The organism is Desulfobulbaceae bacterium, from assembly GCA_015231515.1.
Classification (GTDB): Bacteria; Desulfobacterota; Desulfobulbia; order Desulfobulbales; family VMSU01; genus JADGBM01.
This window is the reverse complement of sequence record JADGBM010000074.1, coordinates 1-15,432: the sequence shown is the minus strand read 5'-3', so window position 1 is coordinate 15,432 and position 15,432 is coordinate 1. Positions and strand designations below refer to the sequence as shown.

Here is a 15,432-nt window from a genome sequence, read left to right as displayed (position 1 = left end):
CTTTATACCACGATGGCAGGGCCACTGCAAGAAGTTGGTTGAACTCTTTTTAATTATCTGAAAATGTCTTCAGCGCGCCTTAGATATTCATGGCATAAGGGGAAAGGCAGTAACGAGATAAACACTCATTAATTCGGGAGGGAGAAATAGGTTTTCTGATAATTTCTTGGACGCACTCTTTTTTAGCCAGGCTGGTTAGTTGGGTAATTGATTGAATCGCCGTTTGCACGACAATGTTACAGCGAGTAGATATATTTTTCTTCTCAAGGATTTTTGCGGTGTAATTATGGCCCATGGTCGCTTGTTTACCGGGACGCTCTGCCCCTTCAGATGCTGAGGAAATAGTGCCGGCGGTCGTACCAGAAATATGATGAATTTTGCTTAGTAAATTTTCAAGACTGAGGGTGTGCGGCTGGTTATGAATACTCATGTTAAGTGAAGCATTGATATAGTCAATGGTTTCGGTAAAACAGTTGATGTCAATTTGAGAAAGGCTGATTCGATGAGTGCTGACCAAGTCAAACAAGGACTCAATTTGATGTGCAATGGTGGCTATGTCTGTTAAGGAAAATAGGCTTGCCAGGCTTTTGATCTCATGCCAGTAGAGATAGTGCTGGTGAAAAAGGGAGTTGTCGGCGGTGCCGGACTGAAGCTTTGATAGTGAAGAAGAGATGTTTTCGAATAACTTGCTTGTTTCTTTTTGAAATTCAAGAGCGTGTGATGATTCCATAGTAAGTATCCTGCTGCTGATTAATTGAAAAGTAAGTTAGTCAAAGGTATTGCTGAGCTTATGGATTGCAAACCTCTTCATGGTGAACTGCATAATTTTTATTGGGCATTTTATCTGTTGTGTTGGTGGTTAGTAGAGCCTCTTGCAAAATGAGATAATGTTGCTTTATGAATTTCCCTATAGTCGTCTTTCCCGCATGTAGTCAGCGGGAAACCAGGTGTTTTTCTGGATCCCCGATAAAAACACTCGGGGATGACGGTCTTTTTGCAAGAAGCTTAGTTGAGTGTCGTTTACTCAATCAGGTTGGTCTTATATACAACTCTACACTTAAAAAATAAATATTTGTACATTTTCGTTTAAAATCTGTGGCAAGATATTTCGGTAAAACTGTCTGAAAAGATGAATGGTTAATGAAAATGCAATGAGTTGTTTTATTCTTGACAACGATGGTCGATAAGAGGGAGTATAAGTAAAACTGATAAATGTTAAATGCGAAACAGCCGCAAGTAACCAAATTTAAAATCAGAGGGGGTAACTCTTTGTGGCAGGGGGCCATGGAGCTATTATGAACCTAAGTGGGGGGGGTGGATTTATGCGTTGGAAAAGCGCTATTCTCGCAGGCTGTGCGACATTTTTTGCGGTATCGGTTTGTTGGGCATCGGAAAACAACTCTGAGTCGATATCAAATACGGTAGCTCTTCAATTCTCAGTTGCAGCAGATCAGGAAGTCCAGAAAGTGCGTCCCTTGCTTAATAAAATAAAGCCGGCAGCCGGAAATTCGAGCAACAAGGGTACGCATGAGAGAAAGCCTTATTGGAAGCAGACTGTTAATCGTAAACGCCACAATTCGTTACAAGAGTAATCTTGGAAGTGACGACTGTTAAGCTTATTATCAGAGGGTTAGATCATCCCGCACGGAAGTTCGAGGGCCACCGTGACCAGCTGAACGCCAGTCTCTAATTGGAGCAATAGTCAGCAACTCTTTTTGTCTGTCAAGCTGTGTGAGTTTATCATGAATTGCCTGCCAGATACATGGCACATCGGCATGTATCTCACAACGGCCACCAACTGAACCACCGCAGGGACCATTCATTAAGCTCTTTGCACAACGGGCGACCGGGCAAAGACCACCAGTATGGTGTAAAACGCAGTTTCCGCAACCGGCACACTGCTCACTCCAAACCCCCTGGTCAACAGAACCGCCCATAAAGGTAGTATTGACGCCAGGGTAGACTTTTGCAAAAGGGCGTAGGTTTGCCACGAAGTTGACACCCACACCGCAGGCCATTGAAACTATAGCGTCATATTGACCATCCCACTCGTCCATTGCATCAATATATTCCTTGTCACACTGCCTAACGAGTGTTGCGCAGATGGTATTGATCTCTTTCCCTTCTTTTTTACACCCCAAACGAAGAAGCGAAGCCAGAATTTCAACCTCTCGTTCACCTCCGGCAGAGCAAACAGAAACACAGCCCCGGCAGCCTAAAACCAAGACGCGTTTAAACTCTTTAACCATCTCTACAATTTCAGCAACCGGCTTACGTTTAGCAACGATCATTTGCCACCTCCATTAAACGGACTAGGGCCGAGCTTCTTGATTTGAGCATCCATCTGTATTGCCGCTTTGATAAATTCCGGATGAAGCCCGCGCTCAAGGTGAAACATTTCAATTCGATCCGGTTCTACGTTAAGTTCATTTAAAGCACTTTTAACCGCAAGAACCTTTTTAGCCGCCCTTTGACTTCCCATGACATTGTGGCAGGAATCCTTTGGGCAGCCGACGACATATACCCCATCCGCTCCATCCTCAAAGGCCTGCAATAAGGTGCTGACCTGAAGTTTTCCTGAACAGGGAAGTCTGTTAATGGTAATATTCGCTGGAAAGCCGTCTTCCAGGAGTCCTCCGCCATTTTCAGAACAAGATTGCTGAGAGGTGTAATGGCAGCAATATGCTTGAATATTAGGGTTGAAGCTCATTTAATTCACCTAGCCTGTCTGTATTTCAACTATTTGCTGATTCCGCAGGCGGCCAGCAGTTTTTCATCTTCAGCTACATTTAACTTAATAGCCTGAGCAGGGCACTCACTTACACAAATTCCACAGGCTCTACACTCATCTTCTTTGATAAATGCAACGCCTTTGGCATCAATTTTAGGCACGCTCCAGGGGCATACACGTACACATGTCAGGCATGATACGCACTGATCACGCTCTACCCAGGCGACTTTACCTTTATCCAGTAACTCCTGTTTGCTTACATAGCCCTCAGTTATGGCAATTTTACGAAGGGCGGTCATGATGTCTGCAAAACCAACATTTTGGGGACAAACAAAGATACACGATCTACATTTAGAGCAGTACCAGAGGAGATCCGAGGATAATACCCGATCCTTCAGTCCCATACGAATCATATGTATTATTTTTCGAGGGTCGAAATCAGGGATTGCCTGACTGACTGGGCAGGCTCCGCTGCATGCCCCGCACGAAAAACAGCGGTTGAGCCATTCGCCTCCTGGCAGACTAGTGACTTCATGGCTGAACTGTGAGTTGATTTCTTTGTTGGTAACTCCCATAGGAATCTCTCTTTAGTTGTTTAAATAAGTACCCTGAACTCACCCTTGCCGAGCAACTCGTGCAGGTGAAGTATGCCAATTAGGGTGTTGTCATGATTAACAACAGGCAGAACGGTAACTTCATGGTGTTGCATAATGCTTAAAGCGTCAGCGGCAAGCAGATCATGCTGAATGTTCTTTGGAGTTGGAGTCATGATTTGCGTTACGTTATGAGTCAAAATGTCAGGGGATTTAACCACAAGTCGCCGGATATCGCCATCGGTAAGAATACCTAATATTTTATTTTTTGACGAAAGAATTAAGACGGCCCCGATGTTTTTATCGTTAAGCACTATAAGTGCTTCCCGAACTGAGGCGTGCTCTGAAACAGAAGGGATTTGGTCACCTGTCTGCATCACCTCTGAGACTATTGTTTTGAGGCGCTCACCTAAACTGCCACCTGGGTGGTTTCGGCGGAAATCGCTTTCTTTAAATTTTTTCATGTTGAGCAGTACAACAGCCAGGGCGTCGCCCATCGCCAGAGTAGCTGTTGTGCTGGCTGTTGGTGCTAGACCGAGTGGGCAGGCCTCTCTCGGAACACCAATGTTAAGTATTGCATCGGCAAACCGTGCCATTGTCGATGTCGTATTGCCCGTCATGACAATGAGTTTATTGCCGCGCGTTTTTAATGTCGGAAGCAGCATATTCAGCTCAACGGTTTCACCACTGTTTGAAATAGCTAAAATGACGTCGTTGGCATCGACAATTCCTAAATCGCCATGCATAGCCTCAACTGGGTGCAGAAAAAAAGATGATGTTCCGGTACTGTTTAAGGTGGCAGCAATTTTTTGACAAATAATACCTGATTTTCCAATGCCGGTAAGGATTACGCGACTTGGACAGGCCATAATCAGCTCAATTGCCTTGGGGAAGTTATGATCAAGCTTGTCAATAAGTGACAAGATCCCTTCAGCTTCTATTTTTAAAACTTCTTTGGCCTGGGAAATATTCATCAGTACGTTAGCTACTTGGGCGAAGTGGTACGAGCCATTTGCAGTTGATTACACAAAGGGGCTGCGAAGCCGGGTTTATTTTTGACCTAGAGTGAGCTTATGAAATTTTCGATCAGGCTCAACAGGGTAATCGTTATTAAAACAGGCGAGACAGAAGTTCTCCTTAGGCATGCCGGTTGCCCTTACTAAGCCTTCCAGCGACAGGTATTGTAAGGAGTCCAATTTGAGCGACTTTCTTATTTCGTCTAAAGATTTTTCTGCTGCGATAAGTTGATCTCCAGAGGGAAAATCAATGCCGTAGAAGCAAGGAAATTTGGTGGGTGGACAGCTTATCACCATGTGAACTTCTTTGGCGCCGGCATTTCTCAAAGATTTGACTCGGCTTCTGCCTGTGGTGCCACGGATAATTGAATCTTCCATGATGAGCACTTTTTTGCCTTCTAAAAAGGAGCGGACAGGATTGAGTTTGACACGAACAGCAAATTCACGCATCGATTGAGTGGGTTGGATAAATGTTCTGCCGATGTAATGGTTTCGAATAACGCCCATTTCCAAGGGAATTCCTGCTGCCTGGGAGTAGCCGATAGCGGCGTAATTTCCAGAGTCGGGGAAAGGCATAACGAAGTCTGCCTCTATGTTTGTTTCTTCTGCTAAAATTGCTCCCATGCGCTTTCGACATGAGTACACATTGATTCCAAAGATGTCGCTGTCGGGACGGGCGAAATAAACATGCTCGAAGATGCAGAAGCGGGGAGAATGCTTGGGCGGGGATGAGATAGTTCTTAATCCTTCCCGGTCGATGATTAAAATTTCACCAGGCTCAACATCCCGTACGTATTTTGCTTCAACCAGATCAAGCGCGCAGGTTTCAGAGGCGATGATGTAGCTGCCGTTATTGAGTTTACCAATGCATAAAGGTCGGAACCCATGCGCGTCACGGACGGCTATCAGTTTGTCCCTGGTCATTAAGAGCAGAGAAAAAGCCCCTTTGATTTTGTTGAAAGTTTCAATGATGGAATCTTCCAACCCAAGGCATGAATTATGGGCTAAAAGATGAACAACGACCTCACTGTCCATTGTTGATTGAAAAATAGCACCTTTTGCTTCAAGCTCTTCACGGAGTTCGCGTATGTTGACCAGATTTCCGTTATGGGCAACAGAAAGGCTTACGCCTTGATGCGATGCGGTGAAGGGCTGTGCGTTTACGGCGCAAGAGGCACCTGTAGTTGAGTAGCGCACATGGCCCATGGCAATATGGCCTTGAAGAGTTTGCAGTTTTTCCTCGGTGAAGACATCTGCAACAAGGCCCATGGCCTTATGTTCTGCAATTGAGTGACCGTCTGAGGCGACAATGCCGGCACTTTCTTGACCCCGATGCTGTAAGGCATAAAGACCAAAATAAGTGAGCTTTGCGGCGTCTTGATGTCCAAATATTCCGCATACGCCACACTCTTCCTTGGGGCGACTATCTTGGGGCTCTGGCTGCATAGTACTTTCCTTCATAATCACGAAGCATTTCGCGTTACTTCTCTTGAAAAAAGGAGCAATGATACCCTTTTTTTTGTTGATGGGAAATAAATTTTTTAAGCGGTCAGCCCTTAGATATATTGTCGCTATCGATAAAGAAATTCAGCCAGGACGATGTATTGTTTTTTGACCAGTCCCTGGGCTGCTGAAAGTGGGCTCGTAATTGCTCTGTGAGGTTATGGGCTTTTAAACGCTCATAAACAAGCACATAGAAGCAGCGTTTTCTGTTGGGATAAACCTCGCACCAGCCGTCTCTGCTGCCTCCGCACGGACCATTCAGCAAGTATTTGGCACAACCGGACTGAGGGCATAAAAAAGCAAATTCAGCTATGCGGCAGTCTCCGCAGTTTTTGCAGCCGAACAGCAGTATCTTACTGAAATGCTCAATTTGCATTAACAGGTTGTCATACCCTTTATCATTAAGAGCCAGGCATATCTTTTTCGCCAGATTATATCCCGAACCCTTTGGCTCAAAAAAACAGTCGTGGACAACTTTTGACATGCCATAGCCGAGCGACACATGTTGTTTTCCTTTCCAGGGCATTTTTTTCGGGGTTGTCGTGTTCAGCCCGGTTGAATTATCTTTTTCATAGTAATAGGCTCCTGATGCCGGCCAATATGATAACTCGGGAACAAGGTCCTGCCATGAATCAGTGAAGGTTTCAGCATGGGATATAACGTAATCAATGTCCTTAAAGCTTAGACCTGGGCCTCCGATGTGGGCACCATCATAGCCAAGGCCTTTCAACACAGCCAGCAGTTTGGCGGCGCGTGTGAGCCTGGACTTTTTGCCTCTGTCGGATGACCCTGCTTCTTGTTTCAAGGTCTGGTAGAGCTCGTCGGTGATGATGCAACCAGGTATTTCGCCACGGTAGATGAGTTCGATAACGGGTACGTTTGGAATAAAGACATTTCCGAGAACGGGCAGAGAGATTTCATGCTCTTTGAGATAGACAAGAACTTCATGAAATTTTCGGGCATCGAAGCCGAGCTGGGTAATAATGTAATCAGCACCAACAGCGGCCTTGTTGTGTAATTTTAAATACTGTAGGCTGAGCTCAGAATGGAGTAGCTTGAAAGGAGAAAGCGCGATTCCTTTCAAAAAAGAAGTTGTCTGTTGGATGATATTCGAGGCCTGGCCGCTGAAATCAAAGCGCCCATTGTTCATTCGGTTAATAAGATCGATTACATGCACGGAGTCAAGGTCAAAAACAGGTTTTGGTTTGCCGAGATAGCCGTGGCGCGGGTAATCACCGGAAATAATCAGTAAGTCATGCAGGCATTGCCTGTCCCATCCGAATAAAAGACTTTCAATCTGGTTCCTGTTTTTGTCTTTACAGGAGAAGTGACTTATAACGTTAAGCCCCAAGGCCTGAATTTCAACACCAAGGACTCCAGGAGACAGAGCAGGATGACCGCCGGCATTTTCAGTTATACTCACCGCTTGCAGACGTCCGTCAAGAGCGGCTTCTTTAGCCAGGGCGAGGATTCGGCTGTGTTCTTTACTTCGTCCACCCCGGCTTGGCACAAGCTCAAGTGTTAGGGTGAACTCCTGGTCATTGAAGAGTGATTCCCGAAAAGTTGATGAGGACGTGTCAACCATACCTTTCACCCTTTACCTCTAACCCCTAACCCCTAAACCTATACTTATCCGCGTAACCTCGTGGGGTAATCATGCACTCTTTCCACTGGAAGGTGGTTGAGTTGCCTATAATCACTGTTGACTGCATATTAATATCGGCGTCAAGCAAATTGTCAAGGGTGGTTATAGTCACCTTTTCATTGTCACGGTTACAGGCGGTAACAACGCCAACGGGTGTTTTGCCGCTACGATGTTCCATGATACGCTCTCGGGCTTTGATGATATGTTCTGTTCGTTTTTTTGATTTCGGGTTGTAGAGCGCAATTACAAAATCGGCCTCGGCGGCGGCTGATAGACGTTTTTCGATTATTGACCACGGGGTCAAAAGATCAGATAAGCTTATTGCCGCAAAATCATGCATTAACGGGGCGCCAAGGCGCGCAGCACAGCCGTTTATTGCCGCAATTCCAGGGATGACTTCAATCTCTGTCGGGGAGTTTGATTCAGCCGCCAGCTCAAAAATAAGTCCGGCCATTGCATAAATTCCAGGATCACCGCCTGAAATTATGGCAACCTTTTGGCCTTTTTCGGCAATTTCCAAGGTTTTTTTACAGCGTTCGACTTCCTGCATCATGGCAGAGGACAATATCTCCTTACCGACCAGGAGTTCGGGGATCAGATCGAGATAGGTCTTGTAGCCTACGATTACGTCGGCGCCGTCAATTGCTTTGATGGCAGCAGAAGTAATATGGTCGATGCTGCCTGGTCCTGTGCCGACTATAAATACTTTTCCGAAAGATTGGTTGCTTTTGCGCTTATGGCAACTGTCACATTTTTCCATTTTGTTTTCTCTACGATTAGATTTGTGCTTTGTGCCGATAACAGGGCGGCAGGTTCTGCGACCCCGTATGCTCCAGTAGCGGCATATACGGCTTTCGAGGGATTGATGTTTTTAATAGTGTTTAACTCTTTGGCTGAATGAAAGAAAATGGGGATATTATATGAGTTGGCAAATTCAAGCAAGCCTACTTCATCACTTTTCAGGTCAATAGAGGCAAGGCAGTTAATTGCTTGAAACTCTAAGCCATTTTGTTCGCATGTTGATTTGACTGCAGATTCAATTTCGCTGCAAGGTGTGTTTCGATTACAGCCAATGCCTACAACGAGAGTCTGTGGGTGTAAGGTCAATACATTGGCATTTTCAGCATCTTTTTTATGGGCAATATTCAACTCTGGCGTGTGGGCCTGACGATCAAGAACAGGTATGAAATCCGGCGGCAGTTCTCCTGGAAAATCACTGGCAACAAAGAGTTTGCCGTTGTTGACCAGAAGACTGCTGAGTTGTGTAAGTACCTTTTTGCTGGCGGTCAGCTTGTTGTGCCTGGCCCAGAGGTCAATGGCTGTCAGTCCCAGTACATCAGAGGCAGTTGTGATGACCGCTGTTGCTTGAAGCGCTTCGGCAGTTTCCTGGGCCAGGGCGTTACCGCCGCCAATATGACCAGCGAGTAGACTGATGGCAAAATGACCTCTCTCATCGATAACGACAATAGCGGGATCGGTGTTCTTATCACGAAGGAGTGGGGCGATTGTCCGAACTACAATACCAGTTGCCATGATGAAAATAATTCCATCATATTGATTCCATATTGAACGGACAGCAGCTTTAAGGCCGCCAGTTCCAATTTCTACAATCGTGAAAGGAAGTTGTTGGCAGAGCCTTTGGCTTAGATTTTTACCGCCGTTGGTAATGGCCAGTACCACCACACGCATCTCTAATTTCCTCTATGGTGAGAGTCGTTCCCGGATCCAGGTTTCGTTTGAGTTTGACAAAGCCGGGTCGTTTACTGTTTTCCGATAACGCAGGCGATCATGGAGACGATCATCTTTGCCTTGCCAGAACTCAATTACCAGTGGGGTGAGGCGGTAGCCGCCCCAGAACGGCGGTAGTGGAACCTCGGACTCTTTGTATTTATCCTGAAGTTCTTTGACTTTATTAACGAGTTCATGGCGGGAAGCAATGGCGCTGCTCTGTCGTGATGCCCAGGCGCCAATTTTGCTGCCTCGAGGCCTGCTCGCAAAATAGTTTTCAGATTCAGCTTGACTGACCCTTTCAGTTATACCCTCAATGCGGACTTGACGGTAAATCTCCTTCCACCAGAAAACCATGCTGGCCCGTGGGTTTTCTTCAAGTTCCGTAGCCTTGCGGCTCCCATAATTTGTGTAAAAAACAAACCCCATCTCGTCATAATCTTTTAAGAGCACAATTCGATTTGAAGGCACCGCGGCGGAGGTGGCGGTTGAAAGCGTTAAGGCGTTGGCGAAATCCGGGTCAATTTTTGTTGCAAAGTCAAACCAGTCTTTGAATAAGAGTAGCGGGTCAGCGGGGGCAGTTGACTCGGAAAGCTGAAGCTCGGACAAGAAACGACTGGCAGGGCGTCGCAATATTTTAATAATGATATTTTTTAGTATTGTAGGCATGTGTAGTGTACTTTATCGCCCCAAAACTACTGGTTGATATATTTCATCAACATTTGCTGATAGACTGGCGCGTCCCACTGAGCTGGGCCGATAAATTTTTCGCGAAGAACACCCTGTTTGTCAACTATAAATGTTTCTGGAACACCTGTGAGACCGTATGCCGGACCGATTTTGTTGGCCTGGTCATCAAGAATCGGCATAGTGATGCCGAGTTTCTGGGCAAAGCTCTTAGCCAGTTTTGGGTCATCCTGACTCAATACTGCCAGCATTTCAAAGCTATCTTTGGGGAGCATAGAATAGAGTCTTTGCATTGAGGGCATCTCTTCTCGACAAGGGGGACACCAGGTTGCCCAAAAATTAATAAACACCACCTGTCCTTTGAGATCAGACAGAGTCCAGGTCTTGCCGTTTCCGTCTACCAGCGTAAAATCAGGGGCAGGTTTACCTACTTCCGCTACTTGGGGGGCTTCCCCGCAGGCTGTAACTAAGAGTAGGAGTAAAAAAACTGTTGGCAATAAACATGATATTCTCTTCATGATAATCTAGATCCTTGTAGCTTTTGATAAAGGTAAGGCCAACGCGCAGATAGTCTCAGTTAGTTGGATAGTTTGCATCAATTTCAGATTGAACGAGTTCTTGTAATTGTCGAAATCCAAAAGTCTGAAGCGGTCTCCCGTTGACAAAATACCCAGGCGTTTTGTGAACGTTAAGCGTTTTTGCATCAGCAATGTCTTGTTCTACGATCTGGGCAATTGCCGGGTCGTTCATATCCTTTCGGATCTGTTCTATGTCAAGCCCGGCTTTTGGTAAGAACTGCCACAGTCGCTGCGGTTGAGGGTTGCTGTGACTTGCCCAGTAAGGCTGAGACTTGAACATGACGTCCAATGTCTCCCAATATTTCCCCTGTTTTTTTGCCGCCTCCAAAATTTTAACAAAGGAATCGGCGCCATCATGAAATGGGGCATAACGGAGAACAAGTTTGATCTTGCCGGGATTAGCATCCATTATCTGTTTTACTAATGGCGAAAAAGCGGCGCAAGTCTCACACGCTGGATCCATAAATTCGACAAGGAATACTTTCGCGTCATCGCTGCCACGGGTTGGCGAGTGGTCTCTGATAAAGGTTGAAGCATTCTCTTTAGCCATAAAGCCGTATTTGGCAGTTTGTTGACCTTTGTAGTAAGAGCTGGCAAATACAAAGACAAAGAATAGTACCAGACATGAAACCCCGAATAATAGATACTTCATTTAGACAACCTCCTTTTCAGAACAGTTAGTAGTGCTATAATAATTGTAAATGATAATAACGAAAGCATGGGTAATGTCAAAAAGCCAAACAGATTGATGTACTCTTCTGTACATGAAACACCCTGGCTGCAGGGTTGCAGGTTTTCAGGGATAATCCCTGAGTAGAGTAAATTATGATACAGCGCGATAGCCCAACCGACCACAGCCAAAGGTAAGGCATACTTCACAACAGTTTTATCAAAGGGGAAAAGACCGGCGGCCAGTATCAGTACTAAAGGAAACAAACATATCCTCTGGTACCAGCACAATACACAGGGGGCAAACTCCATGACATTGCTGAAAAAAATGCTGCCCATTGTTGATATGCTCACCAGCAGCCAACATAGAAACAGAAGAGTCCAGCTTGGATTTGAAGTCGAGTCAGAATTGGACATAGTACAGTTTCTCCAGAAGATAATCGTTAGTTATAAGAAGCGCTGTTGTGTCAGTGGCCAGTGAACGGCTATATAAATCAGTGGGGGTTGTTATTAGCAATTGGTATGCCACTATGGAAATAACTGTGAAGGTTCCTAAGGTAAATGATTATGCGGCCGGAGGACAGTAGGGCAGCTATGCGTATATTTGTTCTTAACATTATTTTTTAATAGTTTCTAGATTGAAATTACCTGTGCAAAATCCATGAAAAGTGTAACAATTTTACCCAGTGTGTCATTATTACATACCGTGGAACCGCAGGCAAAGCTGGGTAAATTATTCGTTATAGGAGTTGTTTCTGAGCAGATCCTAAGCCCTGCAGCCATGTGTGAACTCTTTGTCGTAAAGCTTGGAGACCGCTTGCAGCTCATCCTGGCCAAATACGCGACCTACGGCAATCATCGCCGTCTTGGTGATTTTGGCTGAATGGATCTGGCCGGCAATTGAGGCAATATCACCTCTGACGATTTTTTGTTCCGGCCAACTGGCCTTCTCGACTACAGCAACAGGGGTTGTATCCGGATAGCCTCCTAATCGAAGTTCCTCCATAACTGTATCGATCAGCCCGACACTTAAAAAAATGAGCATGGTTGCCTGATGGGCGGCAAGCAGGCGCAACTGTTCTTTCTCCGGCACGGGAGTCCTTCCCGCCTGCCTGGTTATAATCACGGTCTGTGAAACTTCCGGCAGGGTCAATTCTGCTTTCAAGGCGGCTGCAGTGGCTGCCGCAGAACTGACACCAGGGATCACCTCGTAAGGGATAGTGGCACTGTCGAGTAGTACCATCTGCTCCTTAATCGCACCAAATATGGCTGGATCACCGGTGTGCAGCCGTACCACTTTTTTATTTTGTCGATGTGAGGCGATCATCAAAGTAACAATTTCATCAAGGTTCATCGAGGCAGAGTTGTGAATCTCAGCCGCAAGGCCATCCAGCAGATGCGGGTTTACCAGAGAACCAGCGTAAATAATCAGATCTGCCTGACTGAGTAGACGGTGTCCCTTCATGGTTATGAGCTCGGGGTCGCCTGGGCCAGCTCCTACAAAATAGATTGGGTTCATCGCTTCCTCACAATAATGGTTGAAAAATAGTGCAGGTCAGCACGCTGTGCCTCTTTGAGGTCAGTAAAAATTCTTTCTGAATTATGTGAGTTTCGTTCAACCAGCAGGGCATGCTCAAGAAGATCAAGATCATCAAGTAAGGCAACGATACGGTCCATTACCCGATACACCTTCATGAGCACAACCGTTTGAAAGGAGGAGAATACCTCGGTGAGTTTGTCATTGGCAAATGTTGCTGGGATGACCGCCATCATATCATCGCCTTGGCAAAGCGGTATTCCTGCTGTTGCCGCACAGGCACCGATAGAAGAGACTCCAGGGACGATTGCTGTGTCGATTTCCGGGGCAATACTTAGTAAGGTCTGGCAGGTGTAAAATCCGGTACTGTATATTGCCGGGTCACCGATGGTTGGAAAAGAAACAGTATGGCCCGCCTTAATTTTATCGACAATTATTCGTGCGGCGTGTTGCCAGGCGGCATCAACGTCGGCATCCGGTTTTTCTGCCATGCGGATTTTTTTCATGGGGAAATAGATCTCGATGATCTCTTTATCTTCCATTGGCACAATCTGATCGATAATTGCAAGTGCCGTGGAGTTGCCGTCTTCTTTGCCCTTGGGCACGATAAGCACAGAACTCTCTTTTAAGATGCGAATACTTCGTAAGGTGAGTAGCTCAGGATCACCTGGGCCAACACCGACAACATAAAACTTACCTGTCATTTGATCTTCCTGTAATAATTGTTATAGGGTTGAGCTGCACAGGGCGGCGATCCCCTTCTGGATAGGCTCTTCGAGTAACCTGAACGTCGCTGATTTCAACCTGAAAACCCTTTTCATGTAAAAGCCGTGGTGCCGACTCGCGAGTTGCGTCAATAACAGCTGAAAGGATAACCCTGCCATTTGTACGTATAACTTGCGAAATATAGCTGATTATCTCAGGCAACTTGCCGCCGTTACCTCCGATAAAGACGCGGTCCGGTTGGGGTAAGTTGTCGAGCATTTCCGGCGCTTGTCCTCTCACTAAGGAGAGGTTTGAGAGGCCATATTTTTGGCAATTTGCAATAATATTTTGTTGCTCCGTACTGTTTTTTTCGACAGCATAGATATCAAGCCGGGGATTTAATCGTGCGGCCTCAATGGATATCGATCCGCTGCCCGCGCCGATATCCCACAAAACCCCTTCTTCGGGCAGTTTCAATTTGTGAAGTATAACAGCACGCACTTCATCCTTAGTAATCAACCCTCTGCTATGTTGAATCTCTTCTTCGGTCAAACCAAAACGGTAAGGGCATGATTCAGACGGTGTCTCTGGGCCCAGAACAATCATGACATTGAGGTCACTGAAACTTTGGGCGGCAATTTCAGACAAAGATCCTTTGCTAATCTTCTCATTAGGCATTCCCAGGTTTTCCAGAACAAAGACCTGGAAACTGTCTTTGGCACTTGAACCCGGAGTTTCGTCGATGAAACCAAGAATCTTTAGTGCTATCGCCCCAGGCGTATTGGTTTTATCGGTGAAGAGAAAAATTGTTTGATGCTGCAGCACAGTTTTTAAAAAACTGTTTCTGCCATGCAGGCTGACAACGTGGGCATCCTGCCAGGAGCGCTTGATGCGGGCAAAGGCAATCTGCATGGAGGATAGGGCTGGATAAATCTCAATGGCATCTTTGCCAAAGGTATTGACTAAGGTCTGGCCAATGCCGAAAAACAAGGGGTCACCGCTGGCCAGCATTCCGATTGTGGCATTCTCTTTGAGTAACTGTTCTATTTTTGCCAATGCATCTGCCTGTGGGGTAATGGGGTGGATTGGGCAATCGACACCTTCCAGTAGAGGCGTAAAACGTTTTGTAGCAAAAACGGCCTGGCATTCGGAGAGCAAAGCCATTTTTTCTTCCGTTATGCCATGTAGGTCAACGCCTATAAGGATAATTTTAGACATGTTCAACCACCTTCATGGTGCTGTCAATTAAGTAGACATTGACGGGGAGCCCGGAAGTTTTTTCAGCATAGTTTTTAGCTGCAAGGCATACTTTTTTGACAACGTCTGTTCGGCCGGAATCCAGGAGTCGTTGATAAATCTCCCGGGCAGTATTGGCGGAAGCTAAGCTCTTGCCGAGAGACGGTTCTTTAGAGATTGTTCCAATAAAAGCTGCGGCCTCTTCGACCTCTAAAGCACCGTGCCTGACATGGGTTTGGCCGATACCCATGGCAGCCTTCATGACTTTGGCCCACATTGCAGCCAGATGGATTTTAGTAAAGAAACGTTTCTGGGCGGCTTCCAGGGAAAATTGCAGGTAATCCCCCATCATGGCGAAGGCCTCAATGGGCAGATCAACAATTTTCTGGACACCTTTTTCGGAGGTGCGGCCTGTGGATAGAACTATCTCGGTGCATTCTGTTTGCCTGGCAACATCCATGCTGGCCTCAATTGTCGCGGTCCAAGCTTCCGCTGAAACGGGCTTGACGATACCAGTTGTACCTAAAATTGAGATTCCGCCGACAATACCAAGTCGGTGATTTAATGTTTTTTCAGCCAATAATTTTCCGCCAGGCACCTGGATTGTTACGCGAATAACTTGGTTCAAATCAGGGTTTACAGTTCGAACAGCCTCTGTCAGAGCCTCTATAATCATCTGGCGGGGTACCGGGTTTATCGCCGGTTCGCCTACGGCAAGAGCAAGCCCGGGTTTGGTTACTGTGCCCACGCCTTCGCCTGCCAGAAATTCAACCTCAATTGGGTTTGTTTTCGCATTTGTTGTGC

General features: G+C 46.1%; 18 protein-coding genes. 1 reads left to right on the top strand and 17 read right to left on the bottom strand.

The window, feature by feature from the left end:
- Positions 1 to 79: 79 nt before the first annotated feature.
- On the bottom strand, positions 80 to 730 hold the full coding sequence (locus HQK80_11375) for an Hpt domain-containing protein (GenBank protein MBF0222808.1): 651 nt from the start codon (positions 728 to 730) through the stop codon (positions 80 to 82).
- 592 nt (positions 731 to 1,322) lie between these two features.
- On the opposite strand from HQK80_11375, the gene HQK80_11370 reads away from it, so the two are divergent.
- Positions 1,323 to 1,592 (top strand): hypothetical protein, encoded by a 270-nt coding sequence (locus tag HQK80_11370; GenBank protein ID MBF0222807.1) that lies wholly within the window; start codon positions 1,323 to 1,325, stop codon positions 1,590 to 1,592.
- Between the two features lie 30 nt (positions 1,593 to 1,622).
- Here HQK80_11370 and HQK80_11365 read toward each other — a convergent pair whose 3' ends face one another.
- The 16 genes from HQK80_11365 to HQK80_11290 all read right to left on the bottom strand — a co-directional run.
- Positions 1,623 to 2,291: a methylenetetrahydrofolate reductase C-terminal domain-containing protein gene (locus HQK80_11365; protein ID MBF0222806.1), complete on the bottom strand. Its 669-nt coding sequence runs from the start codon at positions 2,289 to 2,291 to the stop codon at positions 1,623 to 1,625.
- Positions 2,288 to 2,710, bottom strand: coding sequence for a hydrogenase iron-sulfur subunit (locus HQK80_11360; GenBank protein MBF0222805.1), 423 nt, complete (start codon positions 2,708 to 2,710; stop codon positions 2,288 to 2,290). The genes HQK80_11365 and HQK80_11360 overlap by 4 nt, the downstream gene beginning before the upstream one ends.
- 29 nt (positions 2,711 to 2,739) lie before the next feature.
- The gene (locus tag HQK80_11355) at positions 2,740 to 3,306 is read right to left on the bottom strand and encodes a 4Fe-4S binding protein (protein MBF0222804.1); all 567 of its coding nucleotides are present in this window, start codon (positions 3,304 to 3,306) and stop codon (positions 2,740 to 2,742) included.
- Positions 3,307 to 3,326: 20 nt separating this feature from the next.
- Entirely contained in the window at positions 3,327 to 4,298 is a 972-nt protein-coding gene (locus HQK80_11350; protein ID MBF0222803.1) for a KpsF/GutQ family sugar-phosphate isomerase, read from the bottom strand.
- Between the two features lie 75 nt (positions 4,299 to 4,373).
- Positions 4,374 to 5,801 carry an amidophosphoribosyltransferase gene (locus tag HQK80_11345; protein ID MBF0222802.1) on the bottom strand — a complete coding sequence of 476 codons (1,428 nt, stop codon included), beginning with the start codon at positions 5,799 to 5,801 and terminating at the stop codon, positions 4,374 to 4,376.
- Between the two features lie 88 nt (positions 5,802 to 5,889).
- The gene (locus HQK80_11340; GenBank protein ID MBF0222801.1) at positions 5,890 to 7,428 is read right to left on the bottom strand and encodes a methylenetetrahydrofolate reductase C-terminal domain-containing protein; all 1,539 of its coding nucleotides are present in this window, start codon (positions 7,426 to 7,428) and stop codon (positions 5,890 to 5,892) included.
- A gap of 25 nt (positions 7,429 to 7,453) precedes the next feature.
- The gene (cobJ, locus tag HQK80_11335) at positions 7,454 to 8,248 is read right to left on the bottom strand and encodes a precorrin-3B C(17)-methyltransferase (GenBank protein MBF0222800.1); all 795 of its coding nucleotides are present in this window, start codon (positions 8,246 to 8,248) and stop codon (positions 7,454 to 7,456) included.
- Positions 8,185 to 9,177, bottom strand: coding sequence for a cobalt-precorrin 5A hydrolase (locus HQK80_11330; protein ID MBF0222799.1), 993 nt, complete (start codon positions 9,175 to 9,177; stop codon positions 8,185 to 8,187). The genes cobJ and HQK80_11330 overlap by 64 nt, the downstream gene beginning before the upstream one ends.
- 12 nt (positions 9,178 to 9,189) lie before the next feature.
- Entirely contained in the window at positions 9,190 to 9,885 is a 696-nt protein-coding gene (gene pdxH / locus HQK80_11325) for a pyridoxamine 5'-phosphate oxidase (GenBank protein ID MBF0222798.1), read from the bottom strand.
- Positions 9,886 to 9,911: 26 nt separating this feature from the next.
- Positions 9,912 to 10,421, bottom strand: a complete 510-nt coding sequence (locus tag HQK80_11320) for a TlpA family protein disulfide reductase (protein MBF0222797.1) — start codon at positions 10,419 to 10,421, stop codon at positions 9,912 to 9,914.
- Between the two features lie 55 nt (positions 10,422 to 10,476).
- Positions 10,477 to 11,031: a thioredoxin domain-containing protein gene (locus HQK80_11315; GenBank protein MBF0222796.1), complete on the bottom strand. Its 555-nt coding sequence runs from the start codon at positions 11,029 to 11,031 to the stop codon at positions 10,477 to 10,479.
- Between the two features lie 98 nt (positions 11,032 to 11,129).
- The gene (locus tag HQK80_11310; protein ID MBF0222795.1) at positions 11,130 to 11,567 is read right to left on the bottom strand and encodes a disulfide bond formation protein B; all 438 of its coding nucleotides are present in this window, start codon (positions 11,565 to 11,567) and stop codon (positions 11,130 to 11,132) included.
- A 349-nt stretch (positions 11,568 to 11,916) separates the two neighbouring features.
- Positions 11,917 to 12,669: a precorrin-4 C(11)-methyltransferase gene (gene cobM / locus HQK80_11305; protein MBF0222794.1), complete on the bottom strand. Its 753-nt coding sequence runs from the start codon at positions 12,667 to 12,669 to the stop codon at positions 11,917 to 11,919.
- A complete protein-coding gene (gene cobI / locus HQK80_11300) occupies positions 12,666 to 13,391 on the bottom strand; it encodes a precorrin-2 C(20)-methyltransferase (GenBank protein ID MBF0222793.1) in 726 nt (241 codons plus the stop codon). Before cobI ends, cobM begins: the two co-directional genes overlap by 4 nt.
- The gene (gene cbiE, locus HQK80_11295) at positions 13,381 to 14,610 is read right to left on the bottom strand and encodes a precorrin-6y C5,15-methyltransferase (decarboxylating) subunit CbiE (GenBank protein MBF0222792.1); all 1,230 of its coding nucleotides are present in this window, start codon (positions 14,608 to 14,610) and stop codon (positions 13,381 to 13,383) included. The genes cobI and cbiE overlap by 11 nt, the downstream gene beginning before the upstream one ends.
- Positions 14,603 to 15,432: cobalt-precorrin-5B (C(1))-methyltransferase (locus tag HQK80_11290; GenBank protein MBF0222791.1), on the bottom strand; the 830-nt coding region annotated here is incomplete at its 5' end. The genes HQK80_11290 and cbiE, both read right to left, overlap by 8 nt.